General features: G+C 64.3%; 28 protein-coding genes and 1 pseudogene. 6 read left to right on the forward strand and 23 right to left on the reverse strand.

Annotation, left to right across the window (positions count from 1 at the left end):
• Positions 1-75: 75 nt before the first annotated feature.
• Complete coding sequence (locus tag ACNJYD_RS24170; RefSeq protein ID WP_246571041.1) at positions 76-627, forward strand: TetR family transcriptional regulator; 552 nt, start codon at positions 76-78, stop codon at positions 625-627.
• Between the two features lie 227 nt (positions 628-854).
• Positions 855-1,265, forward strand: coding sequence for a hypothetical protein (locus ACNJYD_RS24175; protein ID WP_212256550.1), 411 nt, complete (start codon positions 855-857; stop codon positions 1,263-1,265).
• A 289-nt stretch (positions 1,266-1,554) separates the two neighbouring features.
• Here the strand turns inward: ACNJYD_RS24175 and dhaK are convergent, their stop codons facing one another.
• The 23 genes and pseudogenes from dhaK to dapA all read right to left on the reverse strand — a co-directional run bounded on the left by dhaK (position 1,555) and on the right by dapA (position 20,980).
• Positions 1,555-2,538, reverse strand: a complete 984-nt coding sequence (gene dhaK, locus ACNJYD_RS24180) for a dihydroxyacetone kinase subunit DhaK (protein ID WP_212256552.1) — start codon at positions 2,536-2,538, stop codon at positions 1,555-1,557.
• A 36-nt stretch (positions 2,539-2,574) separates the two neighbouring features.
• Entirely contained in the window at positions 2,575-2,988 is a 414-nt protein-coding gene (locus tag ACNJYD_RS24185; RefSeq protein WP_172784643.1) for a hypothetical protein, read from the reverse strand.
• A gap of 1 nt (position 2,989) precedes the next feature.
• On the reverse strand, positions 2,990-4,609 hold the full coding sequence (ptsP, locus tag ACNJYD_RS24190; RefSeq protein ID WP_212256553.1) for a phosphoenolpyruvate--protein phosphotransferase: 1,620 nt from the start codon (positions 4,607-4,609) through the stop codon (positions 2,990-2,992).
• 1 nt (position 4,610) lies between these two features.
• Positions 4,611-4,913, reverse strand: a complete 303-nt coding sequence (locus tag ACNJYD_RS24195; protein ID WP_172784543.1) for an HPr family phosphocarrier protein — start codon at positions 4,911-4,913, stop codon at positions 4,611-4,613.
• A 31-nt stretch (positions 4,914-4,944) separates the two neighbouring features.
• Entirely contained in the window at positions 4,945-5,337 is a 393-nt protein-coding gene (gene dhaM / locus ACNJYD_RS24200) for a dihydroxyacetone kinase phosphoryl donor subunit DhaM (RefSeq protein ID WP_036041954.1), read from the reverse strand.
• A gap of 80 nt (positions 5,338-5,417) precedes the next feature.
• A pseudogene (dhaL, locus tag ACNJYD_RS24205) lies at positions 5,418-6,053 on the reverse strand (dihydroxyacetone kinase subunit DhaL); the annotation flags it as partial.
• On the reverse strand, positions 5,971-6,993 hold the full coding sequence (locus ACNJYD_RS24210) for an ABC transporter ATP-binding protein (protein WP_172784541.1): 1,023 nt from the start codon (positions 6,991-6,993) through the stop codon (positions 5,971-5,973). The pseudogene dhaL and the gene ACNJYD_RS24210, both read right to left, overlap by 83 nt.
• The gene (locus ACNJYD_RS24215) at positions 6,986-8,083 is read right to left on the reverse strand and encodes an ABC transporter ATP-binding protein (protein ID WP_439363543.1); all 1,098 of its coding nucleotides are present in this window, start codon (positions 8,081-8,083) and stop codon (positions 6,986-6,988) included. Before ACNJYD_RS24215 ends, ACNJYD_RS24210 begins: the two co-directional genes overlap by 8 nt.
• A gap of 10 nt (positions 8,084-8,093) precedes the next feature.
• Entirely contained in the window at positions 8,094-8,297 is a 204-nt protein-coding gene (locus ACNJYD_RS24220) for a hypothetical protein (protein WP_439363544.1), read from the reverse strand.
• Positions 8,294-9,256, reverse strand: a complete 963-nt coding sequence (locus ACNJYD_RS24225; RefSeq protein ID WP_212256559.1) for a carbohydrate ABC transporter permease — start codon at positions 9,254-9,256, stop codon at positions 8,294-8,296. Before ACNJYD_RS24225 ends, ACNJYD_RS24220 begins: the two co-directional genes overlap by 4 nt.
• A complete protein-coding gene (locus ACNJYD_RS24230) occupies positions 9,253-10,176 on the reverse strand; it encodes a carbohydrate ABC transporter permease (protein ID WP_246571106.1) in 924 nt (307 codons plus the stop codon). The genes ACNJYD_RS24225 and ACNJYD_RS24230 overlap by 4 nt, the downstream gene beginning before the upstream one ends.
• A 123-nt stretch (positions 10,177-10,299) precedes the next feature.
• Positions 10,300-11,658, reverse strand: coding sequence for an ABC transporter substrate-binding protein (locus ACNJYD_RS24235; protein ID WP_212256561.1), 1,359 nt, complete (start codon positions 11,656-11,658; stop codon positions 10,300-10,302).
• Positions 11,659-12,156: 498 nt separating this feature from the next.
• Positions 12,157-13,086, reverse strand: a complete 930-nt coding sequence (locus ACNJYD_RS24240; RefSeq protein WP_439363545.1) for a dihydrodipicolinate synthase family protein — start codon at positions 13,084-13,086, stop codon at positions 12,157-12,159.
• A gap of 9 nt (positions 13,087-13,095) precedes the next feature.
• Positions 13,096-13,887, reverse strand: coding sequence for an amino acid ABC transporter ATP-binding protein (locus ACNJYD_RS24245; protein ID WP_373569489.1), 792 nt, complete (start codon positions 13,885-13,887; stop codon positions 13,096-13,098).
• On the reverse strand, positions 13,884-14,615 hold the full coding sequence (locus tag ACNJYD_RS24250; RefSeq protein WP_172784534.1) for an amino acid ABC transporter permease: 732 nt from the start codon (positions 14,613-14,615) through the stop codon (positions 13,884-13,886). Before ACNJYD_RS24250 ends, ACNJYD_RS24245 begins: the two co-directional genes overlap by 4 nt.
• A gap of 19 nt (positions 14,616-14,634) precedes the next feature.
• Complete coding sequence (locus ACNJYD_RS24255; RefSeq protein WP_439363546.1) at positions 14,635-15,471, reverse strand: ABC transporter substrate-binding protein; 837 nt, start codon at positions 15,469-15,471, stop codon at positions 14,635-14,637.
• A gap of 121 nt (positions 15,472-15,592) precedes the next feature.
• Positions 15,593-15,895 carry a DUF4286 family protein gene (locus tag ACNJYD_RS24260; protein WP_172784532.1) on the reverse strand — a complete coding sequence of 101 codons (303 nt, stop codon included), beginning with the start codon at positions 15,893-15,895 and terminating at the stop codon, positions 15,593-15,595.
• Positions 15,896-15,911: 16 nt separating this feature from the next.
• Positions 15,912-16,862: a dihydrodipicolinate synthase family protein gene (locus ACNJYD_RS24265; RefSeq protein ID WP_439363547.1), complete on the reverse strand. Its 951-nt coding sequence runs from the start codon at positions 16,860-16,862 to the stop codon at positions 15,912-15,914.
• Positions 16,859-17,290, reverse strand: coding sequence for a MaoC family dehydratase (locus tag ACNJYD_RS24270; protein WP_172784530.1), 432 nt, complete (start codon positions 17,288-17,290; stop codon positions 16,859-16,861). Before ACNJYD_RS24270 ends, ACNJYD_RS24265 begins: the two co-directional genes overlap by 4 nt.
• 3 nt (positions 17,291-17,293) lie before the next feature.
• Positions 17,294-17,701, reverse strand: coding sequence for a MaoC/PaaZ C-terminal domain-containing protein (locus ACNJYD_RS24275; RefSeq protein WP_212256571.1), 408 nt, complete (start codon positions 17,699-17,701; stop codon positions 17,294-17,296).
• Positions 17,702-17,712: 11 nt separating this feature from the next.
• Positions 17,713-18,876 carry an acyl-CoA dehydrogenase family protein gene (locus tag ACNJYD_RS24280; protein WP_212256578.1) on the reverse strand — a complete coding sequence of 388 codons (1,164 nt, stop codon included), beginning with the start codon at positions 18,874-18,876 and terminating at the stop codon, positions 17,713-17,715.
• Positions 18,873-20,063 carry a CaiB/BaiF CoA transferase family protein gene (locus ACNJYD_RS24285; protein ID WP_439363548.1) on the reverse strand — a complete coding sequence of 397 codons (1,191 nt, stop codon included), beginning with the start codon at positions 20,061-20,063 and terminating at the stop codon, positions 18,873-18,875. The genes ACNJYD_RS24280 and ACNJYD_RS24285 overlap by 4 nt, the downstream gene beginning before the upstream one ends.
• Before the next feature lie 11 nt (positions 20,064-20,074).
• Positions 20,075-20,980, reverse strand: coding sequence for a 4-hydroxy-tetrahydrodipicolinate synthase (gene dapA, locus ACNJYD_RS24290; protein WP_439363549.1), 906 nt, complete (start codon positions 20,978-20,980; stop codon positions 20,075-20,077).
• Between the two features lie 187 nt (positions 20,981-21,167).
• On the opposite strand from dapA, the gene ACNJYD_RS24295 reads away from it, so the two are divergent.
• Genes ACNJYD_RS24295 through ACNJYD_RS24310 form a run of 4 tightly spaced genes read left to right on the forward strand, consistent with a single transcriptional unit; the run spans position 21,168 to position 25,381 of the window.
• Entirely contained in the window at positions 21,168-22,265 is a 1,098-nt protein-coding gene (locus tag ACNJYD_RS24295; RefSeq protein ID WP_439363550.1) for a LacI family DNA-binding transcriptional regulator, read from the forward strand.
• Positions 22,266-22,268: 3 nt separating this feature from the next.
• On the forward strand, positions 22,269-22,637 hold the full coding sequence (locus ACNJYD_RS24300; protein ID WP_172784524.1) for a tautomerase family protein: 369 nt from the start codon (positions 22,269-22,271) through the stop codon (positions 22,635-22,637).
• A 13-nt stretch (positions 22,638-22,650) separates the two neighbouring features.
• The gene (locus ACNJYD_RS24305) at positions 22,651-23,793 is read left to right on the forward strand and encodes an acyl-CoA dehydrogenase family protein (RefSeq protein WP_439363551.1); all 1,143 of its coding nucleotides are present in this window, start codon (positions 22,651-22,653) and stop codon (positions 23,791-23,793) included.
• Positions 23,794-23,797: 4 nt separating this feature from the next.
• Positions 23,798-25,381, forward strand: a complete 1,584-nt coding sequence (locus tag ACNJYD_RS24310; RefSeq protein WP_439363552.1) for an acyl CoA:acetate/3-ketoacid CoA transferase — start codon at positions 23,798-23,800, stop codon at positions 25,379-25,381.
• Positions 25,382-25,385: the final 4 nt, after the last annotated feature.

The raw sequence follows: 25,385 nt of genomic DNA on the forward strand, positions 1-25,385 counted from the left end.
TCGAAGTTCACCGAACATCAGATTCTGGATAGCGCAGCGCGTATCATAGCGAACTCTGGCATAGCCGCCGCCACGATGTCCGCGATCGCCCATGCGCTTGGGGCGCCGTCCGGATCGATCTATCACCGGTTTCAATCACGCGATGAACTGCTGGGCCGCCTGTGGCTCGGTAAGATTGCGGCATTTCACCGGGGGTTTTCAGCGGCGCTCCAACACGACGATCCTAACGAGGCCGCCATCGCCGCCAGTCTGTTCGTTCCTCAGTGGGTCAGGTCGGATCGAACAGGTGCTCGGATCGCGATCATGCATCGGAGGGAGGAGTTTGTAGGAGGTGGCTGGCCGCCAGATATGGAGCGCGAAGCACGGCGCCTGGGAAAGGAGTTTGACGTTGTCCTGGACGACATAACCCGACGGCTATTTGGCGAGGTTTCGCCCACGTTGAGACGCGCGACTAGATTCGCGATCATTGACATCCCCTATGCCGGGGTGCGCCCACACATCTCGCGCGGTGAAACGCCGCCACCCGAGATCGACAATCTCGTGCGCGCGGCAGCAATAGCGAGCATTCGCGCAACGCGCGAAACCTACGCTGAACTAACCGGAGCACGTCGCCCCACCGCCCCGTGATCGATGCCCAGTCAATCTCCTTTGAATGCGCGTGCTCCTATGAATGCGCATGGGCGCATGGTCGCCTCGGCTTCCATTTCGCGGAGGCAACATTCCAGGCCAATCGCTGCGCCTTCGTGTCCACTGGATGTGGGCGAGCCAGTGCTTTTATTCATGCCTCACAAAACTATCCAACACGCGCGTAAATTCCGATGGACAATGCGAGCGACCCACACACAGAGAATTCCATGATGGCAACGAAGGTTTTGCAACGAATTGGCTCGGCACTCCTCATCACACTGGGCGTTGGTCACCTCATCCTCATGATCATCTTCCGAGGGCCAAAAATGCTTGATTGGGTCGCCCAGGGCCTTTGGGCGGCGGTGCCGCTCAAGGGCACGCAGCCCAGTATCGAATCGTTGCAGAACGCAGTCGTCTTCTGGGCAAGCATAGGCAGCTTTGCGATACCCTCGATGTTGCTGGGCGTTCTCCAGTGGACGTTTGCCGGAAGGGGCATCACGCCTGGGGCGTGGCTCGGCTGGACGGTGACCATCTGGTTCGCATTGTTGACGTTGCTGCTGGTCCCATCTCCGGGGATCTTGGGCGTGATAGCCGGCATCTTGTTCCTTGTCGCTACCCGGCAGGCGCGGCCCACTTGACCATGAAGACCCTCGGAACCAAGCACGAGCAGCAATCGGCGCGGACCGAGATGGATCGATTTGGATGCTCGGCCGACACGGAGTTCCTTTCAGCCGCTATGCACCCCGCGCCTGGGACGGCCAGGGAAATAGCTGTCTACCGCCCCAAAAAGAAGCCGTGTCCGAAGGACACGGCAAGTTTCAGGGAGGGTGAACCGGGAAAATTCCCGATGCATGCGTGAGACGTGGCCCCCAGCCAATCATCCGCCGGAGCACGATCGAAATCATCAGCAGTCGTTCGCAGCCGCCGTCACCATTTCAACGCGGCCGTGCGCACGGGATGGTCCCAAAGCGCACGGGTCTCGGTATCGAGCAGACTCACGGTGAGCGAGCACCCCGCCATGTCCAGCGAGGTGACATAGCTGCCGACCAGCGAGCGGGCGATGCGCAAGCCGCGCTTTTCGAGCATCCGCCGCGCCGCATTGTACATCAGATAGAGTTCGATCGCGGGCGTTCCGCCAAATCCATTGACGAGAAGCAGGGCTTCGTTGCCCTCGCGGGCGTCGAGATCCCCGGCAATGGCAGTGGTCATCTCAAGAGCGATCGCATCGGCACGCTCCAGCTTGACGCGGCGGCGTCCCGGTTCGCCATGGATGCCGACACCCACCTCCATCTCATCGTCGGCGAGCACAAAGGTCGGCGTGCCTGCAGCCGGAACCGTGCAACTCGTTAGTGCCACCCCCATCGAGCGCGTCCGGGCGTTGACGCGCTCGCCGAGTGCAACGCAAGCTTGGAGGTCGGCCCCCTTCTCGGCCGCCGCGCCGACGATCTTCTCGACGATCAGAGTCCCGGCCACACCCCGGCGGCCGATGCTGTGGGTGGAATTCTCGACCGCGACGTCGTCGTCGGTGACGATGGTGGCCGTGCGTCCCTCGGAAATCTCGGCCGCCATCTCGAAATTCATGCGATCGCCCGCATAGTTCTTCACGATGAAGAGCACGCCGGCCTCGCCCGAAACGGCCTGCGCCGCCTCGACGATCTGGTCCGGTGTCGGCGAGGTAAAGACCTGTCCCGGACAGGCCGCATCGAGCATGCCATAGCCGACGAAGCCCGCATGCAGCGGCTCGTGCCCGCTCCCGCCGCCCGATACGAGCGCGACCTTCCGCGAATTGAGCTCGCGGCGCCGCACGAACTTCCGCTCGGGCCCGAGCGTCACGAGATCGGCATGCGCCGCAGCCAACCCGTCGAGGCTCTCCGCGAGCACGCCATCAACCGAATTGATGAATTTTTTCATGGTCTCCTCCCCGCTTCGTCTCCCTGAGCTTGGCACTCATTTTTCCCGTATGATCGCACTCAAGCGCCGCGCGAATTCCTGCAGCAGCGCATCGAGCTCCGCATTGCGCTTCGAGCTGCCGAGGTCCGGCAGGTGCAGCGTCAGCGTCCGTTCATGCGCCCCCTCCGTCAGGCGGCCGATCCGGCGCGGGTGCGCACGGGTGTAGGCACGAAGGAACGCCGCCTTCGCCTGCGGCGGGAAATGGCAGACGTCGAAGATCGTGTTCAGGTGCTGCACGGGAATCGGCACCGGATAGGCCGGGTTGCTGATCTGGCTGACAAAGCTGCGGTTCTTGCCCATGGCATGGGCCAGGCGCAGCCGCATGCCTGACGGGCGGCTCTCGAGCACCTCCTTGAAGATGCGCTTGTAAACCGCAACGGCGCCGGCCTCCGCCGGTTCATCGATCGCCATGTCAGCCAAGCCCGCCTCCGCTGCTCAAGCGGTCGATGGTCTGCTTGATCTGCGCCAGCGCCGACGCATTCACCGACAACTCGCGCAGGCCGCAATTCAGGAGCGCGGGCAGGCAGCGCGGATCGCCCGCCATGTCGCCGCACAGGCTGACGCTGGTGCCAGTGCGGCGCCCGTGCTCCGCGGTTCGCGCGATCAGTTCGAGCAGGGCCGGATGCAAGGGGTCTATCAAGGGGGCGAGAGCTCCATTGGAACGGTCGCACGCAAAGACATATTGCGCGAGATCGTTCGAACCGATCGAGAAGAAGGAAGCCTTGAAGGTCGCGGTCGCCAGGGCCGCCGCCGGGACCTCGACCATGATTCCCAGCTCCGGAAGCAGCGCGGCAATGCCCTCGGCCTGCAAGCGCTGCACGATTTCGGCGAACAGCTTCCGTCCGGACTCGAACTCGTCCGGCGCCGTGACCATCGGAAACATGACCCTGAGATTTCCATGCACGGCCGCACGCGCCAGCGCGCGGAGCTGCACGCTGAAGATCTCGGGGCGGGCGAGGCAAAGCCGCAGGCCGCGCACGCCCAGAAAGGGATTGGCCTCACCGTCGATGGTGAATCCAGGTACCGGCTTGTCGCCGCCGGCATCGAACGTGCGAATGGTAACCGGGCGTCGATCGGCCCAGCGCAGAACGGCATCGTAGGCGCGATACTGCGTCTCCTCGTCCGGCAGGCCGCCGCGCTCGGCGAGCAGAAACTCGGTGCGCATCAACCCAATGCCGTCAGCATATTGTGCGTCGGCATGATCGAGATCCTCGACGCGCTGGATGTTGATGAGCAGCTTGATCCGCTCCCCGCGCCAAGATGCGGTCGGCCGTCGCAGGATCGCCCGCGCGGACGCCCGGCTCTTGCGATGAATTTCGCGCCGCTTCTCGAATAGCCGGAGCTGCTCGACGCTGGGATCGAGCTCGAGAGTAGCGCCCTCGCCATCGAGCAGCGCCGTCGCGCCGATCTCCGGAACGGCGCCGAGCTGCACGACCATGGGGATGCCCCGCGCGCGCGCCAGCATCGCGACATGACTCGTGGGGCTACCGCGCAGGAGCGCAAGACCACCGCCGGCCGACCAGTCGATCTCCAGGAAACGCGAGGGCGGCAGATCGTCGGCGCAAACGACGGCACCGCTCGGGATCTTGGGGGCCTCGCCCCCGCCTCCGCGCAAGATGCTGATGATGCGGTCGCGCAGATCCGCAAGATCGGAGCAACGCGCCTTCAGATACTCGTCCTCGGCCGAATTATAGTCCGCAATCTGCTCGTCGAGCGCGGAACGCCACGCGACGTCGGCGGCATCCCCTTCGCTTATTGCCGTGAAGATCGCTTCGATGAAATCCTCATCCTCCAGCAGCGCGACCTGGAACTCGAGAATCTGCGCGGCCTCACCTCCCGCGATCGCGGCGAGCTCGGCGATCTGCCCACTCGCCGCGTCGATCGCCTTGCGAAGATCGAGCGCCTCCTCGACCAGCGAGCCTGCGATCCGCTCGCCATTCATGCCCGCATCGACACGGACGAGCGGGCCGTGGGCAAAGCCGATCGAGGCGGTCCTGCCGCGATAAGCCAGTCCGGCAGCGCTTCCCTGCATGCTACGACGCCTCGTCCGGAAAGTCTGTTGCGATCAGGTTGACCAGGGCGGCGACGGCAGTCTCCGCGTCGCTGCCCGACGCCTTGATCTCGATCGTGCTGCCGTAAGCCGCGCGCATGGCCATGATCTTGGCCACGCTCTTGGCATTGATCCACTCGGCCGCGCCCGCGACCCGGACGGAAATCTGGGCCTGGAACTTCTTGGCCAGCTTGGTCAGCTTGACCGCCGGGCGTGCATGCATGCCAACCGCGTGCACCAGCCGCACATTCTCGGTGATAATCTGGCCGTCCGCTTTATCCAGCATCGTTTTATTCCATCATCGTTTCGCCGACGCGTCAGTCGGCAGAGAGTTCCTCGGCCACAGCCTTGACCTGGGCCAGCGAGCTGCCGCCCGCCGCTTCGGTCGCAGCCATCACGGCGCCCTCGACGATCGGCGCGTTGCATACGACAACGAGATCGCGGCGTGCCGGCTCCAGCATTTCGACCGCCATCTCGCTGTTTGTTTCGGCGCCGCCGAGATCGACGAGGATCGCGACGCCTTTCGCCGACCAGGCATCGTTGATGGCATCGACGATCAGCGACACGCTGGTGCCGAGCCCGCCATCGGGATTGCCGCCGCAGAAGGCCACCTTGACCTCGCTGCCGACCATCTGCCGCACCATGTCGGCGGTGCCTTTGGCGATGTCCTTCGAATGCGAGACGATCACGATTCCCACGGCATCAGTCATTGCTTTCCCTCCAGCCTCGCGCATACCGCCTGCACGAGAACACAGCTCGAGCGCGCGCCGGGGTCGATGTGACCGACGCTGCGCGGCCCGAGAAACGACGCCCGCCCCTTGGTGGCCTGCATCGGCGCGGTCCGCTCGACCGCCTCTGCGGCCGTTGTGCTGACTCGCGCGATCAGGTCCGATTGGCCGGCCGCATTCTTCAGCGTCTCCAGCACGGGAACGAGCACGTCGAGCATGGTCTTTTCGCCGGCGTGCGAACGGCCGCGGGCGCAGACGGCGTTCACGCCGCTGCCGAAGACATCGGCGATGTCCTCAGGCAGGTGCTTGTCGTGCGAGAGGGCCTCGCCTGCGGCCAGGAAGAAGCTGCCGTAAAGCGGGCCGGAAGCACCGCCGACCGTCATCACGAGCGTCTTTCCGATCGTCTTCAAAGCCTCGTCGAACGGCTGTTCGGAGATCGCATCGAGTTTGCCGAGCACGGCTTCGAACCCGCGCTTCATATTGTATCCGTGGTCGCCGTCACCGATCGCCTGGTCAAGGCTCGTGAGCTCGGGCGCGCTGGCAATGACCCGCTCTGCGGCCACCCTGACCAGCGATTTGAACGTCTCGGGTTGCAAGGACATCGCGTTTGATCCTCTAATGAACCGCCGGGAGGCGCTGCCCGGCGCCGTCGAAGCAGAGCGGTTGCACCAGATCCAGCTCGACCTCCTGACCGGCATGCAGCGGTTGATGCGGATCCGCAAGCGTGACCAGCATCTCTCCCTTATAGTCCAGGTGAACGTGATTCTGCTCGCCGAGGTGCTCGACCCGGTGCACCCGGCCGACCATCGGCCCGCCATTGCGCGCCGCGAGGCGGAGGTGCTCGGTGCGGATGCCGACGGTCTCCGTTCCCGGCGGCAGCGGCACGTCCGACAACAGCCGCGCGGGGAGGAAATTGATCTGGGGCGTGCCGAGGCGCGAGGCGACATAGCTCGACGACGGACTCTCGTAGATCTCCCGGGGCTTGCCGAGCTGGAGCAGCTCGCCGTCCTTGATCACCCCGATCCGGGACGCCATCGTCATGGCCTCGACCTGATCGTGGGTGACGTAGAGGATGGTCGCACCAAGCTCGAGCTGGATCCGCTTCAGCTCCAGCCGAAGCTCGGCACGGAGCTTGGCGTCCAGCGACGACAGCGGCTCGTCCATCAGATAGATTGAGGGATCGCGGACCAGCGCACGACCGATTGCCACCCGCTGCATCTCGCCGCCTGAAAGTCGGGTTGCGCGATTGTTCAGCTTGCTTGCGATATGCAGCAACTCCGCCGTCTGCTCGACCCGCTTCTTGATGATCGGCTCCGATATCCGTCGCGCGGGCGAGCGCAACGGGAACGCAAGGTTGTCATAGACGGTGAGATGCGGATAGAGCGAATATTGCTGGAAGACGAAGGCAATATCGCGCGCTCCCGGAGGAGCCAGCGTCACGTCGCGTCCGTCGATCATGACCGAGCCGGAATCGGGAGTCTCGAGCCCGGTGATCAGCCGCAAGGTCGTGGTCTTGCCGGCACCGCTCGGTCCGAGCAGCACCATGAATTCTCCGTCGTTCACCGAGAGCGAGAGCTCGCGCACCGCCGCCACCGTGCCGAACCGCTTGCTGATGTTGCGTAGGGCGACGTCAGCCATGGTTTGCGCTCCCCTCGTTGGCCGTTCGTATCGCAAGGCCGCTGGCGACGTCGAACAAGGCGAGTCGTTCCGAACGGAATTCAAGGCCGACTCGCTCGCCGATGCGCACGGGCGCGCTGGAAGGCAACCGCGCCGCAATGCGCCCATGCGCGGTGTCGACGGTGACGATCTGCGTGGTCCCAAGATACTCGGCGCCAAACACCTCGCCGCGGACGGGCGCCGCGTCGGCAAAGCGGATATGCTCCGGACGAACGCCGAGTGCCATACGGGCGCTGGCACGATCCTCCCGGATCTCCGGCACCGCGATGCTCGTGTCATGGAAGCTGATCGTTCGATCGCCAGAGCGCAGACCTGCATCGAAGCGCAGAAAATTCATCGGCGGTGAGCCGATGAAATCGGCCACGAACATGCTCGCGGGCCGATCATAGATCTCCTGCGGCAGGCCGATCTGCTCGACGCGTCCCTTGTTCATGACCGCGATCCGATCCGCCATCGACATCGCCTCGAGCTGGTCATGCGTCACGTAGACCGTGGTCGCCCCGATGCGATCGTGCAGGTCGCGGAGCTCGCTGCACATCAGATGACGGAACTCGGCATCGAGCGCGCCCAGCGGCTCGTCCATCAGAAAGGCCTTTGGCCGCCGCACCATGGCACGGCCCAGCGCAACCCGCTGCCGATCGCCGCCAGACAGCTTCGACGTCTTGCTCGACAGCAGATGCTCGATCCGCAGCAGTTTGGCTGTCTCCTGCACACGCTGGTAAATATCGCGCCGGGCCATGCCCTGGCACTTGAGGGGAAAGCCGATATTCTCGGCCACGTTCATGTGCGGATACAGTGCGAAAAGCTGAAATACGAAGGCGATATCGCGCGCGGATGCGCGCTGGATGGTGACGTCCTCATTGTCGAGCAGGATCTTGCCTTCAGTCGGCAGCTCCAGGCCCGCAATCATGCGCAAGGTGGTGGTCTTGCCGCAACCGGAGGGGCCGAGCATCGCAAAGAAGGTGCCATCCTCGATCGTAAAGTTGGAGCCTTGTACGGCGGTAAACTGATCGAACGACTTGCGCAGGTTTTCGACGCGGATTTGTGCCATGTCTGCCGCCTTATTCCGGAAAATGGCTCACGACGACGTAGCCGAGCGTGCCGGTCAGGATCGTCACGAAGGAATAGCCGTAGAGATCGATCGACCAGGGTTGCACCAGCATGACGATGCCTCCGCTGATCAGGGTCATCGCAGCCGTCTCCCAGGGGCCGCGCCGGAACCAGCGAGAGACCACGCCTTTGGCGACTGCAGCAGAACCGCTCATTTGCGCACAGCTCCGAAGGTGATGCCGCGCAGCAGGTGCTTGCGCAACAACACGGTGAACAGGACGATCGGCACGACGAACAGGGTGGTGGCCGCGGCAACGGCCGGCCAATCCTGCCCGCCCTCCCCGATGATGAAGGGGATGAAGGGCGGCATGGTCTGCGCCTCGCCGCTGGTCAGGAGAACCGCGAAGGCATATTCGTTCCAGGAGAAGATCAGGCAGAAGATCGCCGTGGCTGCGATGCCCGTGACGGCTTGCGGCAACACCACCTTGCGCAGCGCCTGCAGCCGCGTGTAGCCGTCGACAAGAGCGGCCTCCTCGTATTCGCGCGGGATCTCGTCGATGAAGCCCTTGAGCAGCCAGACCGCGAGCGAGACGTTCACGGCAGTGTAGAGCAGGATCATTCCGAGCCTGGTGTCGGTCAGATTGAGCTGCCGGTACATCAGATAGATGGGGATTGCGACAGCAACGGGCGGCATCATGCGCGTCGAGAGAATGAAGAACAGAAGGTCGTCAGCCAGGGGAATGCGAAAGCGCGAGAAAGCGTAGGCCGCGAGCGTGCCGAGAAGGACGGCCAGGAAGGTCGAGCCGAACCCAATGATCAGCGAATTGACGAAGCGCGGCACGACCTTCGACGGCCCGGCAATGACCATGTCGCGCTGGCGCACGAGCTTGTCGTACCACGTCTCCGGCGGCGGCAGCTTGGCGATGAAGTCCGGCGTTTGCCGGGTGCGCACGGTGAACAGGTTCACATAGCCTTCGAGGGTCGGCTCGAAGAAAACCTTGGGCGGATATGCGATCGCGTCGCTCTGAGATTTGAAGGCGGTGGCGACGATCCAGACCAGCGGCAGGATCGTGATCACGGCGTAGAGGATGACGAGGCTACCTGCCACCATCTTTGCGCGCGGCGACGCTTCGACAATGGAGTGCGCGGTGGACTTGGTGAGGGCGGCGGTCATCGTTGCTTCACCTTGTTGAGCGCTTTCACGTATATGTTCGCCGCACCGAACACGGTGACGAACAAGATGATGGCGAGCGCACTGGAATAGCCGGTGCGCCACTTCTCGAACGCCGCGCGCTTCAGCGTGATCGACACGAGCTCGGTGGTCGAGCCCGGGCCTCCGGACGTCAACAAATTGACCATGTCGAACATTTTGAAATTCTCGATCGCGCGGAACAGCACGGCGAGCATCAGGAATGGAACCGTCATCGGCAGCGTGATCGACCAGAACTGCCGCCAGGCCGAGGCGCGATCGACTTCGGCCGCCTCATAGATGTAGTCGGGAATGGAGCGAAGCCCGGCGAGGCAGATCAGCATGACGTAGGGCGCCCACATCCAGGTGTCGACCAGCACGATGGTCCAGGGTGCGAGCGAAACCTGCCCGGTCATGCTGAACGAGCTCGGCGGCACGCCGGTGAACAGACTGATCAGATAGTTGAATGGCCCGATCTGCGGCTGCAGCAGCAGCGTCCAGAAATTGCCGACCACGGCCGGCGACAGCATCATCGGCAGCAGGATGATCGTGGTCCAGAAGCTGTGGCCGCGAAACTGGCGGTTGATCAGGAGCGCCAGGCCGAAGCCAATGACGACCTGAAACGCGACGGACCAGATCACGAACTGCGCCGTGGTCTGCAGCCGGAACCAGACGTCCTCGTCGGTGAGGATGTCGGTGAAATTGTCGAGACCGACGAAGCGCAGCGGAAGATAGGACATGCTGAGATTGAGGCTGGTGAAGGACAGCCGGATCATCCACACCAGCGGAAAGATGTTGATCGCCAGCAACAGCGCGATGGTCGGCGCGACGAACAGCCAGGCGATGGTCCGGTCCGACAGTCCGCGGACAGGTCGCGCAGTGCGAGGTTTGACGGGCTCGCTCATGCCGGGAAATGTAGCATCGTCGGGTTGAAGGATCGTGGTCATCTTGTCCATCGGCTGGCTGGCTCGGGTTCCCCGAGGCGCATACGCCCCGGGTACCGTTTCGGTCGAGGCGAGGCCTAAGACCTATTGCGAGGCGACCTGCTTGCCCTGCTCCTTGAAGACCTTGGTCCAGTCCTTGACCAGGAGATCGAGCGCCTGCTGCGCCGTGCCCTTGTCGGCGACGACGTAGTCATGCACCCGCTTCTGCATGTCGAGCAGCAGTTGCGCGTAGGACGGCTCGGCCCAGAAGTCCTTGACAATGCCCATCGATGCCAGGAATTGCGGCGCGAATGCCGCGCTCTTCGGGAAGTCGGGCGCGTCGACCACCGCCTTCAGCGCCGAGTAGCCACCGAGCTGCCACCACTTCTGCTGCACGGCGGGCTGCGCGAACCACTTGATGTAAGCCAGCGCGTCGTTCTTGCGATCGGAGGTCGCTACGACCGAGATGCCCTGTCCGCCGAGTTGGGTGAAGTGTCCGTTCGGGCCGGCCGGATTGACGAAGAAGCCGATCTTGTCGCCGCCGACATTAGGATCCTTGTAGAGGCCAGGGAAGAACGCGAACCAGTTCATCTGCATCGCCACCTGACCGGACTTGAAGGCGTCGAGCCCCTCCTGCATGTAGGCGTTGGTCATGCCCGGCGCCGTGCAGCACTTGTAGAGCTCCTTGTAGAACTCGAGCCCCTTGGTCGCCTCGGGCGAATTGACGATGCCCTGCATCTGGTACGGCTTCTTGGGATTGTCGTAAGCGAAGCCGAAATTGTAGAGCACGTTGGTCACGCCCATGGTGATGCCTTCGGAGCCGCGCTCGGTGAAGATGTAGGCGCCATAGACCTTCTTGCCGTCGATCTCGCGGCCCTGGAAGAACTCGGCGACCTGCTTCAGCTCGTCGTAGGTCTTCGGCGGCGCCAGGTCGCGGCCGTACTTGGTCTTGAACGCGGATTGAATTTCGGGCCGCGAGAACCAGTCCTTGCGATAAGTCCAGCCGACCGCATCCGCCATGGCCGGCAGCGCCCAATAGTTCGGCGAGTTCTTCGGCCACTGCGAATAGCCGACGACGGTCGCCGGGACGAAGTCGTCCATCGAAATCTTCTCCTTGTCGAAGAAATCGTTGAGCTTCACGTACCACTTGTTCTCGGCGGCGCCGCCGATCCACTGACTGTCGCCGATAATCAGGTCGCAGAGCTTGCCATGGGAGTTGAGCTCATTGAGGAAGCGATCGGCATAGCTTGTCCACGGGACGAACTCGTATTTCATCTCGATGCCGGACTGCTTCGTGAAGTCCTTGCCGAGCTCGACCAGCGCGTTGGCCGGATCCCATGCCGCCCAGCACAGCGTGAGCTGCTTACCCTGGGCCGCAGCTTCGCCTCCGCCAAATCCCCCCAGCAGCGCCACCCCAAGAACCGTGGTGGCCGCCGAGCCTCTCAACCAATTGAATGTCCGCATATCCGTTTCCTCTCTCGTTGAAGCATCTAACCCGCTCGGCGCGTCCTGCCGGAACGACGCCAAGACCCTGAAACCGAGTTTGAGGAGCGATGAGTAAAGGACGAGACGGACCGCTTCCGGAGACGGCTCCGGAATGGCTTGGGCTCCTCCCACACATCGGCCCGATGCGTGATGTTTAGTTTTTTGTAACACTAAACGTATTACTAAATTTCGGAGATCGTCAAGCCCCGTTGGTCGCGAGTCTGGCGAAAAGGCTTACGGCGTTCGCGTGTAAGCGAGATGTTCGCAGTCGCAGCGAAAACGTCGGAAAATTTGCCGAATGCGACCGCCGCTGTCGCCTGCCAGGAGCAATCCAGCCCATCCGAACAGCAGGAGAGTCGGAAGGTCGGCCCTCGCCGCGTGTTTAGCAAACTACTTTACTGAATGTTCAATGAAGCAACTTCGGCGGCGCGAATAGCTCCCTCGTCGTCCGAAATCCGACGATGGCCGCTTCGCGGCTTAGAGCACGCCGGCGACGCGCAGTGCCTGCTCGAGCGCCTGCAACTCACCGCGTGTCGCCACCGGCTGCGGCGGCCGCGCCGCGTCGCACGACAATCGTCCGAGCAGCTTCAGGCAGGCCTTGAGGCGCACGGTCGCGCGTCCTCCGGGCGGGTCGCGGTAGATCGCAACGGCAAGCGGATACAGCTTATCGTGCGCGGCGCGCGCCCGCTCCCAATCGCCGGCTTCCGCAGCACTCCAAAGGCCCACCACGAGTTCCGGCACGACGCAGGCGAGGCTGACCTGGCTACCGGCCGAGCCGACGATGTAGCTTGTCAGCAAATGCTCGTCGCCCGAGCCGAGCACGACGAAGTCCGGTCGCAGCTTGCGTATCAGCCTGAGGTTCTGTTCGTAGGCCGCAACCTCCCAGCTGCCCTCCTTCACCGCGACGAAGCGGGCATCGGCGACCAGCCTCGTCAGCAGCGCCTGTGCGTAGGCCATGGCTCCCGCGCCGACCGGCGCGGCGTAGAGCATCAAGGGCCCTGTCGTGGCATCGCGGATGCGGCGGTGATGCTCGATCACGCAATCATCGGCATGACCAAGCGCCCAGCTGTTGGGAGGAAACACCAGCAGCCCATCCGCGCCGGCCTGTTCCAGCGCAGCCGCCTCGCGCGCGGCCTCCAGGCTCGATTCATGGTTGACCCCGGAGACGATCAGGCAGTCCTTCGGCGCGTGCTGACGCGCCAGCTCCACCACGCGCCGCTTCTCGGACAGCGACAGCACGAAGTTCTCGCCGGCGTGGCCGTTGACGAGGAGCCCATGGATTCCAGGCGTAGATGTCACCGAGGTGAGATGGCTTGCGAGCTGCGCCTCGTCGACCTCGAAACCGGGCGTCATCGGCACGATGGTAGCGGCGTGAATGCCGCGCAGGCGGTCGCTGAATGTCCGCATCTTGGCCGATTAATGGATGATCTGATCGAGGAACGTCCGTGCCCGTTCCGACTTCGGATGCTTGAAGAACTGCTCCGGCGCAGCCTGCTCGACCACCTTGCCCTCGTTCATGAACACGATGCGGTCGGCGACCTCGCGGGCAAAGCCCATCTCGTGCGTGACGCACAGCATGGTCATGCCCTCCTCCGCAAGCTTCTTCATAGTCTCCAGCACCTCCTTGACCATCTCGGGGTCGAGCGCGGAGGTCGGCTCATCGAACAGCATGATCTTGGGACGCATGCACAATGCGCGTGCGATGGCGACGCGCTGCTGCTGACCGCCGGAGAGTTGCCCGGGATATTTCTCCGCCTGGTCCGGAATCCGCACCTTGGTCAGGAAATGCATGGCGAGATCCTTGGCCTCGACCGCACTCATCCCGTTCGCGGTCATCGGTGCCAGAGTGCAGTTCTCCAGCACCGTCATGTGCGGGAACAGATTGAAGCTCTGGAACACCATGCCGGTGTCCCGCCTGACCGCATCGATGTTCTTGCGCTGATGATCGAGCTCGACGCCGTTGACGTAGATCAGACCCTCGTCGTGCTTCTCGATGTGGTTGATGCAGCGGATAAGCGTCGATTTGCCCGAGCCTGAAGGACCGCAGACCACGATCTTCTCGCCCTTGGCGACCTTGAGATCGACCTCGTTCAACGCGGTGAAGTCGCCATAGTGCTTGTAGACCGCCTCCATGCGGACCGCAGGCACCTCACGGAGCTGCGGCTGCATTGTTGCACTTTCGGCCCTCGCCATTGATGTCTCGCTCATGCCCGGGCCTCCACACTCGCCTGTGCAACCGGCGCGCTCGCTGCGACCCGCCTGGTTTTTGCGGCACTCGATCGACCGAAATGCTTTTCGAGCCGGCGCTGAACCGCGTCCCAGACCGAGGTGAGGATTAGGTAATACGCGGTTGCAGCGGCATAGACTTCGAGGATCTGGAAATGCTCCTGCATCAGCATGTCGCTGCGGCGCATCAGCTCCTCGACCGAAATCACGGAGGCAAGCGAGGTCGCCTTCAACAGCGAGTTGATGGAGTTGCCGAGCGGCGGGATCATCAGCCGGAACGCCTGCGGCAGGGTCACGCGGCGGAACGTGACCCAGGGCGACAGGCTGAGCGCCCAGGCCGCCTCACGCTGCCCCGCCGACACCGCCATGAAACCGCTGCGCACGATCTCGGCGAGATAGGCCGCCTCATTGAGGATCAGGCCAACGAGCGCGCAGGTGATCACGCTGAACTTGATGCCGAGCTGCGGCAAGCCGCTGTAGATCACCACGAGCTGGATCAGCAGCGGCGTGCCGCGGAAGAACCAGATGTAGAAGCGCGCGGCACCCGCGAGCACCGGATTGGACGACATGCGCAATAGCGCGATGCCCATGCCGAGGATCAATCCGCCGACGACCGCCGCCACCGTCAAGCCGATGGTGACGAGCACTCCCTTCATCAGGAAGTAGTTGAAGAAGTAGCTGACGGCGGCCGTCGGACTGAAAAGGCTCATCGGCTCGTCTCCGTAGGTTTCAGGCCGGACCGGGGCCGGCGATCGCAAGCGGCTGGTCAGCCGGCATGGCGGTCAGACCGAACTTGTCGAACAGCGCCTGATAAAAGCCGTCGGCGCGCATCGTGTTGAGCGCCTTGACGACGGTATCGGCGACCGTCTTGTTGCGGAAACCAAGCGTGGTCCTGGCCGTGCCGAGCCCACTCAGGACTTCCTTCACGCGACCACGGCCGACGAGATCGCGTGCCACGCTGTCGACCAGCAGCGCATTGTCGACCTGGCCCGCAAGCAGCGCGCTAATGACGTTGGTCGCAGTCGGGAACGTCCGCATCTCGACGGCCGCCCCGCCCTTCGCCACGCTGGCATCGCTGAGCTTCTTGAGCCAGTTCATCTGGTAGCTGCTGACCTCGACTGCGGACGATTTTCCGATCAGATCGTTTTCGGTAGCAATTCTTGTGCCGCTGTCGGGGGCGACCACGACCGAGATCGCCTGAATGGCATACGGCACCATGTACATCAGCTTCGAGCGTTCCTCGGTCCAGAACATGCCGGTATTGACGCCGTCGATGCGCGCTGCGCCCAAGGCGGGAATCATCGCCGGAAAATCCATCCGGACGAGTTCGACGGGAAGACACAACCGCTTGCCGAGCTCGGCGGCGAGCTCGACGTTGAGGCCTTGCAGCTGACCGTCCTTGTCGACGAATTGCTGCGGCGGGTTGGTCGGGTTGATGGAGAGCTGCAATTTGCCCGGCGCGATCAGATTGTCGTCGGTGATCGCGGGCGTGCAGGCGGCATGCAGCGCCGTGGATGCGAGAACGAGTGCGGCAGCCGCACCCAAGCGAAGCAATGTCGAGACCATGGATACCTCCAGTAAGACGCCAATGACCGATACAGTTCCTCGCCCGGGATTCCCCTCGACGCTTATTGGATGCGGCCGGCCGGATCTCGCGACACGGCAGGCAGCATCGGCTTCGACCTGCTCAAGCCGGTCCCGACATCGGCCTGAGCTGGATGCGCATGAAGTTCTTCACCAGGGCTTCGAACGGACCAAAGCCCTTCACCTTCAGGAATTCCGGCGTCTCGAACGCCCACCTGCCCGCGACCTCGTACATCGCGGCATATTTCGGTCCGTCGCCCACCGAGACGAAGCGCTTGGCCGAGAGCCAGCCGGGACAAGCGAGCAGATCGGGAAAATGCTTCTGCTCGTACCAGGCGTTGAACGCAGCCTCGTGCTCGGGATCGATGTCGACCCGCACGATATGGATGAAGGCTTCGTCCGGCATCAGCTCGTTCCTCACGCTAAGTGCGGATGTCGCCGGCCGCGCGCGCCGCGCCGACCGCCGCTGCAACGGCATCGCAGAGCGCCGGCAGAACCGGCAGCAGCGGCGGCCGCGGATCGGCGTTGCGGATCAGGCCAAGGGCCTTCAGCCCGACCTTCATGCGGGTGTGCATGTCCATGATCGGCGCAGGCCCGTAGATGGCGCGGACGATCGGATAAAGCCGCTCGTTGACGGCGCGCATGGCCTTGAGGTCGTCCGCGAGCGAGGCCTGCCACAGCGCGACGAACAAAGCCGGCGCAAGGCTGACGAGGCCGGAGAGAATGCCATCGCCGCCGACGGCGAGCTGCGGCAGGAACCAGTTGAAGTTCGACGGCAGGATCGCGACGGAGGGATCGGCCTGCTTCACCGCCCGCCGGTTCTCGTCATAGGCCAGCATGGTATCGCTGCCTTCCTTGACGGCGATGACGCTGTCGAGCACGGCGATCTTGGCCAAGGTCTCCGGCGAGTAGCCGAAGCCGGATGCCAGTGGGTACTGGAAGATCGAGACCGGAATTCCGATCGCGGAGCTGACTGCCTGCACGAAAGCCAGCGGCGCGCGTGAGGTCGCCGAGGCGCCGCCGCCGAGCGGCGCGGGCGGGAACAGCACGGCGCAATCGGCGCCAGCCGCTTCCGCGAGTTGGGCCTGGTGAATCGCTTCTGCTGTGGAATGCGCGATGATGCCCGCCAACAAAGGCTTGCCGCCGATCTGCTTGCGCGTCCGCTCGATCACAGCCTGGCGTTCGTCGTCCGACAGCGATCCGCCCTCGCCGGCATGGCCATTGACAAACACCGCCGCGATTCCGTCCGGGCACGCGCAATAGTCGAGCACACGGGCGTAGCCGTCCCAGTCGATCGAGCTGTCGTCCCTGAAGGGCAGCACGGTCGCGACCGTGACGCCGCGCAGATCCGGTTTCTTCCTCGCCTTGCTCATGACGGTTTCCGTCGCGGAAATTTCAGGCTCGCGCGCGCCTTCAGCACTTCGAGGCCGCCCTCGTTGCGGGCGCTCGCTTCCCAAATGATGGTGCGGGTCTCGTCGTGCTGCTCGGCGATCCAGACATCGAAGGTGAGCGTGTCGCCGTAGAACACGGGACCTGTGAACCAGAACCGGTCCTCCACCGACACGCCGATGGTGCCGACCAGCTCAGAGGTGAGGATGCTGGTGCAGAGGCCAGCAACCATGATCCCCGGCGCCAGCCTGCGGCCAAAGCGCGTCGCGCCGGCATAGACCTCGTCGACATGGACGGGGCCGAAATCGCCGGTCGCGGCGATGTAGAGCGCGCCATCGGCCTCGGTGATGGTCTTGCTCAGGCTGACCCTCTCGTTGACCTTGAGATCGTCGAAGGATTTTGGCTCGTACATGGCTCAGCCCTTCGCGAAGGGAACCAGCGTTGCAGTGCCGTCCACGACGGTCGCGCCGGAGGGCGACAGCGTGCAGGTGACGCGGCAGACCGCGTCATCGCCGTCGACCGAGACGATCTCGGCTTTGGCCTCGACTGAGTCGCCGACGATCACGGGCGCAGCGAAGTTCAGCGCGATGCTGCCGATCCGCCGCGTGGGCCCACCGAGCTGGCTGAGGCAGGTGGTGGCGAGACCGCCGACCGCGAGCTCGAAGGCGACCATGTTCGACGCGCCGGCTTTCTTGGCGCGGACGACATCGACATAGAGACCGCCGAGATTGCCGCTGATGCCGGTGAACATCGCCTGCTCGGCCACCGTCATGGTCTTGCGAAAGGCAAAGGCGGCGCCGGGCTTGAGAGGTGCGTGAGACATCGATCGCTTCCCTAAAGCTGCAAGCCGTTCTTGATGGTGCTGCGCGCAACCAGCATGCGATGGATTTCGGAGGTGCCGTCATAGATGCGGGTGACGCGGGCGTCGCGATACATCCGCTCCAGCGGCAGGTCCTTGCTGAAGCCCATGCCGCCGAACACCTGGATGGCGCGGTCGACGACGCGGCCCTGCATCTCCGACGCTGCGACCTTGATCATCGAGACCTTGTCGCGCGCATCCTTGCCCTGATCGATGTCCCAGGCGGCGTTCATCACCATCATCTTCACGCCGAAAATCTCGGTGGCGGAATCGGCGATCAGCTTCTGCACCATCTGGAAATCGCCGATCAACTGGCCGAACTGGCGCCGCTCGCCGGCGTGCCTGCGCATCATCTCCAGCGCGCGCTGCGCCATGCCGACCGCGCGTGCGCCGATATGAGCAAGCCGGATCTGGAGCACGCTCTGCATGATCAGCTTGAAGCCGCCGCCGACCTCGCCGAGCACGGCCGCCTTCGGGATGCGGCAATCCTCGAAGCTCAGCTCGGCATGGCCATAGCCGCGATGGCCCATCATCGGCTGGGTGCGTGCGACCTTGAAGCCGGCCGTAGCTCGGTCGACCAGGAACAGGGTGATGCCGCCGCGGGCGCGCTTGTCCTTGTCGGTCAGCGCCATCAAGATGATGTAGTCGGCGATGTCGCCGTCGCTGATGAAATGCTTGGTGCCGTTGAGCACCCATTCGTCGCCATCGAGATGCGCCGTGGTGCTGATCGACGCGGCGTCGGAGCCCGCGCCCGGCTCGGTGATCGCCATGGCGCAGATCTTGTCGCCCTTCACCGTCGGCAGCAGATAGCGCTCGACCTGATCGCCTTTGCAGGCCATCAGCATCGGATAGACCTGGCCGAACACGCGGCGGATCAGCGCATCTGACGTCTTGCCGAATTCTTCCTCGACCAGGCAATGCTCGACGCAAGTTAGCCCGCCGCCGCCGACATCCGCCGGCATGTTCATGGCATAGAGGCCGAGCTTCTGTGCCTTGGCCTTGGTGACCGCAAGCGCTTCAGCCGGCACCGTGGCCGTCTGCTCCACGACGTCTTCGAGCGGCTGCACCTCGGTCTCGACGAAGCGGCGGACGGTATCGACCAGAAGGCGCGTCTCTTCGGGGATTGAAAAATCGATCATCGCGCCACTCCGACGGCCTTGCCGGCAACCATCGCGTCGATCTCCGCGGCGTCGTAGCCGATCTCGCCTAGCACCTCGCGCGTCTGCGCACCGAGCCGCTGCGGCACCAGCCGCACCTCGGGCGTCTGCCCGTCATAGCGCGCGGGATGCGCGACCATCCGGATCGGCGCGCCGCCGGCACTCTCCGCGCTCTTGAACACGCCGAGATGGTTGAGCTGGGGATCGGACTCGAGGTCGCGATAATCCTGCACCGGCGCGTGCCAGATCCGTGCGGCTTCCAGCGCGGGCAGCCAATCTGCCGTCGACTTCTGTTTCAGGCGCGCCGCAACGATCCGCGTGATCTCCTCACGCTTCGAAAAGCTATCGCCCTCGCCGAACTGCTTCAGCTCCTCGCTGTCGAGCGCGACGCCGAGCGCCTTGGGCGTGGCCATGGAGATCGCCATGTGACCATCTGCCGTCGCGTGAATGCCATAGGGACCGGGGCTGAACCAGGCCGCGATGCCGGCCGGACCGCGCGACGTCGGCGATGGCGCGCCGTTGAGCCAGGCCGTCAGCGGCTCGACCTGGAGATCGAGCGCGGCCTGATAGAGGTTGACCTCGACGAGCTGGCCCTTGCCGGTCTTCGTTCGCGCGAACAGCGCCGCGAGGATGCTCATGGCATAGAGCGAGGCGGCATGCTGATCGACGATGACGGCCCCGACCGCCGTCGGCTGGCCATCGGCGCGCCCCGTCCGCATCGCAAGACCCGACATCGCCTGGAGCAGGAGATCCTGGCCGGGACGATCCTTGTACGGTCCTTCCGAACCGAAGCCGGTGGCGACCGCATAGATCAGGCCGGGGTTGATTTCCTTGAGCGTGTCGTAGCCGAGACCGAGCTTGGCCATGGTGCCCGGACGAAAATTCTCCATCACGACATCTGACGTCGCGACCAGCTTCTTCACCGCGGCAATGCCGTCGGGATGCTTGAGATCAACGGTGAGACTGCGCTTGTTGCGCCCCGTGGCCAGATGATTGACGCTGTCGCCTGCGACGAAATGATTGGCGACCGCCCAGTTGCGCTGAAACGCGCCCTCGATCGGTTCGACCGCGATGACATCGGCGCCGAGATCGGCCAACGTCTGTGCGGCCAGGGGCCCCGCGAGATAGTGGTTGAAGCTGAGGATCTTGACGCCGTCGAGCAGATTCATCCGTTCACACCTCAAGCAGCCGCAACCGGCGCGCCGCGCCACACCAGATCGAATGTCTTGACCAGGGCACGCGCGGCCGCATCCTGCGCAGCCGGCAGCGGCAGGCGCGGCGGACGCGGAAGGCCGGCCGCAAAACCCATATGATTGAGCAGCGCCTTGCTGCCGGCGACATAGGCCTGGCCGCCGACGAATTCGATCACCGGCAGGTATTTCAGATAGAGCTCGCGCGCTTCCTTGATCGCGCCGTGGTCGGCCACGAGGCTGAAGATGCGGGCCATCTCCGCCGGGACGACGTTGGAGGCCACGGCTACCCAGCCCTGCGCGCCCTCGACGAAGGACTCGAAGCCGAGGATGCCGCCGAACACGGTCATCCGGTCGCCGCAGAGACGGATGATGTCGCGCACCCGCGTCACCTCCAGCGTCGACTCCTTGATGTAGAGACAATTGTCGATCTTGGCGATGCGCGCCACGAGATGTGGCTTGAGATCGACATTCGCGGTCGCCGGATTGTTGTAGACCATGATCGGCAGCGAGACCGCATCGGCAACCGTCTTGTAGTGATGGACGAGCTCGTCGTCGGTCGGCGTCGAATAGAACGGCGGGATGATCATCACGCCGTCGGCGCCCAGGTTTTCGGCACGGCGGCTGAGGCGCACCACCTCGCGCGTGTCCTCCGCGCCGGTTCCGATCAGCACCGGCACGCGCCCCGCAGCCTGGCGAATGACGACTTCCGCAACCAGCGCCTTCTCTTCGTCGTCCATGGACAGGAACTCGCCGGTCGAGCCGAGCGGGATCAGCCCGTGGATCCCCTGCGCGATCTGCCAGTCGACGAAGGCGCGCAATGCCGCGACATCGACCTCGCCAGCTGCCGTGAACGGGGTGATCATGACGGTGTAGGTGCCGCGGAACGTCTTCATCGCGGTACTGCCGGGCGCTCGGGTGAATTCAGACGCCGCGGGCAGGCTGCGGAATATCCGCAGTTCTTATGCAAACGTTTGCATAAATGGCTCTGCATTGGGCAACACCATCCATTTTTTGAGCTTGATCCGTGTAGAATAAGCTCATAGCGTTTCTGCAATCGTTTGCAGTCTATCGGCAGGTTGGATGAGCGTCACGCTCAAAGATGTGGCACAGGCGGCCCGCGTTTCAGTCAGCACGGCTTCCCGGGCGCTGACGGGAACCGGCCTGACCAGCGAACGTACGCAGCAGCGCCTGTTGCGCATCGCGCGCGAGCTCGGCTATCGGCCGAACCCGATCGCGCGCGGATTGAAGACCGGGCAGTCGCGGCTCGTTGCTCTTCTCGTCCACAATCTCACCAACGCCTCGTTCCAGGTGATGGCCGAAGTGGTGCAGGCGCGCCTGAAGGCGCTGGGCTATCAGATGCTTCTGTGCATCGGCGGCGACGATCCGCAAGCCGAGAGCGACACCCTCACCACGCTGGTCGATCATCGCATCGACGGCTTGATCGTGGTGCCTACAGGCAAGAACGGCGCGCAGCTCGAGACGCTCTCCAAGGACGTGCCGATCGTCTGCCTGGTGCGGCGCGACGATGCGACCGATCTCGAGACCGTGCTCGCCGACGATCCGCAAGGCGCTTATCTGGGCACGCGTCATTTGATCGAGCTCGGGCACAAGCGCATCGGGCTGATCGTCGGCCGTCAGGACACCACGTCCGGCCGCGAACGCTTGTCCGGCTATGTCCGCGCCCTGCGCGAGGCCGGCATCGCCAGGGACGACACATTGATTCATGCCGGCCACTACGTGCCCGAGACCGGCGCGACCTGCGCGCGCACGCTGCTCGACCTCGCCCGCCCGCCCAGCGCAATCTTCGTTGCCAATCACGAGGCAACGCTCGGCGTGCTTCGCGTCACCGCGGAACGGAACATCGCCGTTCCCGATGATCTCTCGCTGCTCTGCTATGAGGACATGCCGTGGTTCGAATGGCATCGCCCGGCGATCAGCATCGTCGACAACGGCGCGCGCGATCTTGCCAATCTCGCCGTCGACCGGCTGCTGCATCGCATGGACGCCAAGGGAAATAGCAAGGGCAATGGCAGTGATGGCGTGCGCGAATATCGCGTCGGCGCGCGGCTGGTCCAGCGCGACTCCTGCCGCCAGATCGACGCACCAGCTCCTGCGAAATCCGGCAAGTCCAAATCGTCTTCATCCAAATCGTCTGCAGCCAAGTCCGCGAAGGTCTGATCGATGCCCTATGTCGAAGTGCTCGCCCCGCCAGTCCCATCCGAGCGCAAGGCCGCGCTGGCGCGGTCGGTGACCGACGGCCTGATGTCGGCGTTCGGCGTCACCGCTGATACGGTCACGCTCTATTTCCTGAACATTGCGCCCGACGACTACGCCCACGCCGGCAGGTTCGGCGCGGAGGCCACCGGTCAGCGCATCCTGCTCAAGGTCCACGCCTTCCGCCGCAGCGAGGCCGAGCGGCGCGCTGCCGCCATCGCGCTGACCCGCGCCGTATGCAGCGCTTATGGCGTGCCGGGCGACGACGTCGCGGTCTACTTCTGCGATCGCGACCGCAGCGAAGTCTCCCACGATTCCAAGCTCGCCAGCGACTGACGGGGAGCACGCCATGGACCGCTTCTACAGCCAAGACCAGAAAGCCCTGCGCGAGACCGCCCGTCGCTTCGCAGAAGCGGAGATCCTGCCGCGCGCTGCGGCGATCGATCGCGAAGACCGCTTCGACCGCGTGCTCTACAAGGGCATGGCCGATCTCGGCCTGTTCGGTATCTGCCTGCGCGAGGGCGCCGGCGGCGCCGGTCTCGATGCGGTGGCGGCCTGCATCGCGATGGAGGAGCTGGCGCGCTGCTCCGGCGCGGTCGCCAACGCCTTCGCGATTCCGGTCGAGGCCGTGCTGTTCTTCGATCATCACGGCACCGAGGCACACAAGGCGCTGATCCCAAAAATTCTGAGCGGCGACATCATTCCCGCGACCGCCGTCTCCGAGCCCGATCACGGCTCCGACGTCGCTGGTATCCGCACCAACGCGGTACGCGAGGGCAGTGGCTGGCGGCTCAACGGCACCAAGGCCTGGGTGACGCTCGGCGGCGTCGCCGACCGCATCATGGTGTTCGCGCGCACCGGCGCAGACGCGGGCCACCGCGCCATCTCCTGTCTTCTCGTCGACGGCGCCCTGCCCGGCATCGCGCGCGGCAAGAACGAGGAGCTGCTCGGCATGCACGGCCTCGACGACTGCCAGATCACCTTCTCCGACGTGCGCCTGCCGTCGGACAGCGTGATGGGGCCGGAGAACCAGGCCTTCAAGATGGCCATGAGCAATTTCAACTTCAGCCGGCTGATGATGGCCTCGATGGCGCTGGGCATGGCGCAGGCCGCGTTCGAGGACGCCACGACTTACGCCAAGGACCGCAAGCAGTTCGGCCAGGCCATCATCGGCTATCAGGCGGTGCAGTTCATGCTCGCGGACATGTCGACCGACATCGCGGCTGCGCGCCTGCTGATCCATCACGCCGCGCGCCTGCATGATGCTGGCGAGCCAATCGCCAAGGAAGCGGCACAGGCCAAGCTGTTCACCACCGACATGGCGATGAAGCACGTCTCCAACGCGCTGCAGATCCACGGTGGCAACGGCTATTCGCGCGAGTACCGCATCGAGCGGATCTTCCGCGACGTTCGCCTCGCCCAGATCTACGAAGGCACCAACCAGATCCAGCGGCTGATCATCGCCCGCCAGGTCGAGAAGGAGGTCGCGTGAGGGCATGCTGAGCATCATCACAGCGGCGGAGGCCGCCGGCCTCATCCGCGACGCCGACACGCTGATCGTCGGTGGCAATGGCGGCACCGGCGCCGCCGAAGCCATTCTGGATGCGCTGGAACGGCGTTTCCTCGGCGGCCAGGGCCCGCACAATCTGACGCTCATCAACATCACCGGCGTCGGCGCCGTGACCGAGAAGGGCCTCTGTCATCTCGCCCATGAAGGCCTGATCGCGCGCGTCATCGGCGGCAATTTCGGGCTCCAGGTGCCGTTCATGCGCCTCGTCCGCGACGAGCTGATCGACGCCTACAATTTCCCGCAAGGCGTGATGAGCCAGCTCTGCCGCGCCATGGCCGCCAAGCATCCCGGCGTGCTCACCCATGTCGGCCTCAACACCTACATGGACCCGCGCCAGGATGGCGGGCGCATGAACAAACGCACCACCGCGCCGCTGGTCGACCTGCTCGAGCTGCACGGCCAGTCCTGGCTGCTCTACCGCGTCCCCGCTCCCCCCGACGTCGCCATCATCCGCGGGACCTCGGCCGATGAGGACGGCTATATCAGCATGGAGCACGAGGGCACGACGCGCGAGGATCTGTCGATTGCGCAGGCCGTGCACAACGCCGGCGGCACCGTGATCTGCCAGGTCAAGCGCATCGTGAAGCGCGGCTCGATCCATCCGCAGATGGTGAAGATCCCGGGCTTCCTGATCGACCATGTCGTGCTCGAGCCCGAGCAGATGCAGACCTACGGCACCGCCTATGACCCGGCGCGCTGCGGCGAGACGCGGGTTCCGGAGGCGATGATCACGCCCGATCCGCTCACCGAGCGGCGGGTGATCGCCCGCCGCGCCGCTTTCGAATTGCGCCCGCGCGACGTCGTCAATCTCGGCGTCGGCATCTCCGCGATGATCCCCAATGTCGCCGCCGAGGAAGGCATCTCCGACCTGATCACGCTGACGGTGGAATCCGGCGTGGTCGGCGGCGTGCCCGGTCACGCGCGCGAATTCGGCACCGCCATCAACCCGCGAATCATTCTCGACCAGGCCTATCAGTTCGACTTCTACGACGGCGGCGGCCTCTCCTGCGCCTTCCTCTCCTTCGCGGAGGTGGACGTATCAGGCAACGTCAACGTCACCCGCTTCGGCGAGCGCCGCGACGGCTCCGGTGGCTTCATCGACATCACGCAGAACGCCAAGCGGCTGATCTTCAGCGGCACCATGACCGGCGGCAAGTTCGACATCGGCGTCGAGAACGGCCGCCTCGCGATCCGGCGCGACGGCGCTTTCCGCAAATTCGTGCCGCAAGTCGGCCAGATCAGCTTCAGCGCCTCACTCGCCGCGCAGCGCGGCCAGCACGTCAGCTACGTCACTGAGCGCGCCGTGTTCGAGCTGGAGAACGGACACGTCACCCTCGCCGAGATCGCGCCTGGCGTGCGGCTGGAGGAGGACATTTTGGCCCATATCGGCTTTCGCCCACGCATCAGCCCGCAACTGAAAGACATGGACCCGCGCATCTTCCGCTCCGGGCCGATGGGGATTGCGCAGAGCTTCAAGGCGCTCCCGGCGCGGCCACGGAAGGTCGCCTGAGGGA

Origin of the sequence: Bradyrhizobium sp. SPXBL-02 (assembly GCF_051853065.1) — a bacterium.
Lineage (GTDB): Bacteria > Pseudomonadota > Alphaproteobacteria > Rhizobiales > Xanthobacteraceae > Bradyrhizobium.

Bases quoted from the DNA above. Each gene is read 5' to 3' on its own strand.
- ACNJYD_RS24170 (WP_246571041.1), top strand. From the start codon at position 76: ATGTCCGCGATCGCCCATGCGCTTGGGGCGCCGTCCGGATCGATCTAT.
- ACNJYD_RS24175 (WP_212256550.1), top strand. From the start codon at position 855: ATGATGGCAACGAAGGTTTTGCAACGAATTGGCTCGGCACTCCTCATC.
- dhaK (WP_212256552.1), bottom strand. From the start codon at position 2,538: ATGAAAAAATTCATCAATTCGGTTGATGGCGTGCTCGCGGAGAGCCTC.
- ACNJYD_RS24185 (WP_172784643.1), bottom strand. From the start codon at position 2,988: ATGGCGATCGATGAACCGGCGGAGGCCGGCGCCGTTGCGGTTTACAAG.
- ptsP (WP_212256553.1), bottom strand. From the start codon at position 4,609: ATGCAGGGAAGCGCTGCCGGACTGGCTTATCGCGGCAGGACCGCCTCG.
- ACNJYD_RS24195 (WP_172784543.1), bottom strand. From the start codon at position 4,913: ATGCTGGATAAAGCGGACGGCCAGATTATCACCGAGAATGTGCGGCTG.
- dhaM (WP_036041954.1), bottom strand. From the start codon at position 5,337: ATGACTGATGCCGTGGGAATCGTGATCGTCTCGCATTCGAAGGACATC.
- ACNJYD_RS24210 (WP_172784541.1), bottom strand. From the start codon at position 6,993: ATGGCTGACGTCGCCCTACGCAACATCAGCAAGCGGTTCGGCACGGTG.
- ACNJYD_RS24215 (WP_439363543.1), bottom strand. From the start codon at position 8,083: ATGGCACAAATCCGCGTCGAAAACCTGCGCAAGTCGTTCGATCAGTTT.
- ACNJYD_RS24220 (WP_439363544.1), bottom strand. From the start codon at position 8,297: ATGAGCGGTTCTGCTGCAGTCGCCAAAGGCGTGGTCTCTCGCTGGTTC.
- ACNJYD_RS24225 (WP_212256559.1), bottom strand. From the start codon at position 9,256: ATGACCGCCGCCCTCACCAAGTCCACCGCGCACTCCATTGTCGAAGCG.
- ACNJYD_RS24230 (WP_246571106.1), bottom strand. From the start codon at position 10,176: ATGAGCGAGCCCGTCAAACCTCGCACTGCGCGACCTGTCCGCGGACTG.
- ACNJYD_RS24235 (WP_212256561.1), bottom strand. From the start codon at position 11,658: ATGCGGACATTCAATTGGTTGAGAGGCTCGGCGGCCACCACGGTTCTT.
- ACNJYD_RS24240 (WP_439363545.1), bottom strand. From the start codon at position 13,086: ATGCGGACATTCAGCGACCGCCTGCGCGGCATTCACGCCGCTACCATC.
- ACNJYD_RS24245 (WP_373569489.1), bottom strand. From the start codon at position 13,887: ATGAGCGAGACATCAATGGCGAGGGCCGAAAGTGCAACAATGCAGCCG.
- ACNJYD_RS24250 (WP_172784534.1), bottom strand. From the start codon at position 14,615: ATGAGCCTTTTCAGTCCGACGGCCGCCGTCAGCTACTTCTTCAACTAC.
- ACNJYD_RS24255 (WP_439363546.1), bottom strand. From the start codon at position 15,471: ATGGTCTCGACATTGCTTCGCTTGGGTGCGGCTGCCGCACTCGTTCTC.
- ACNJYD_RS24260 (WP_172784532.1), bottom strand. From the start codon at position 15,895: ATGCCGGACGAAGCCTTCATCCATATCGTGCGGGTCGACATCGATCCC.
- ACNJYD_RS24265 (WP_439363547.1), bottom strand. From the start codon at position 16,862: ATGAGCAAGGCGAGGAAGAAACCGGATCTGCGCGGCGTCACGGTCGCG.
- ACNJYD_RS24270 (WP_172784530.1), bottom strand. From the start codon at position 17,290: ATGTACGAGCCAAAATCCTTCGACGATCTCAAGGTCAACGAGAGGGTC.
- ACNJYD_RS24275 (WP_212256571.1), bottom strand. From the start codon at position 17,701: ATGTCTCACGCACCTCTCAAGCCCGGCGCCGCCTTTGCCTTTCGCAAG.
- ACNJYD_RS24280 (WP_212256578.1), bottom strand. From the start codon at position 18,876: ATGATCGATTTTTCAATCCCCGAAGAGACGCGCCTTCTGGTCGATACC.
- ACNJYD_RS24285 (WP_439363548.1), bottom strand. From the start codon at position 20,063: ATGAATCTGCTCGACGGCGTCAAGATCCTCAGCTTCAACCACTATCTC.
- dapA (WP_439363549.1), bottom strand. From the start codon at position 20,980: ATGAAGACGTTCCGCGGCACCTACACCGTCATGATCACCCCGTTCACG.
- ACNJYD_RS24295 (WP_439363550.1), top strand. From the start codon at position 21,168: ATGAGCGTCACGCTCAAAGATGTGGCACAGGCGGCCCGCGTTTCAGTC.
- ACNJYD_RS24300 (WP_172784524.1), top strand. From the start codon at position 22,269: ATGCCCTATGTCGAAGTGCTCGCCCCGCCAGTCCCATCCGAGCGCAAG.
- ACNJYD_RS24305 (WP_439363551.1), top strand. From the start codon at position 22,651: ATGGACCGCTTCTACAGCCAAGACCAGAAAGCCCTGCGCGAGACCGCC.
- ACNJYD_RS24310 (WP_439363552.1), top strand. From the start codon at position 23,798: ATGCTGAGCATCATCACAGCGGCGGAGGCCGCCGGCCTCATCCGCGAC.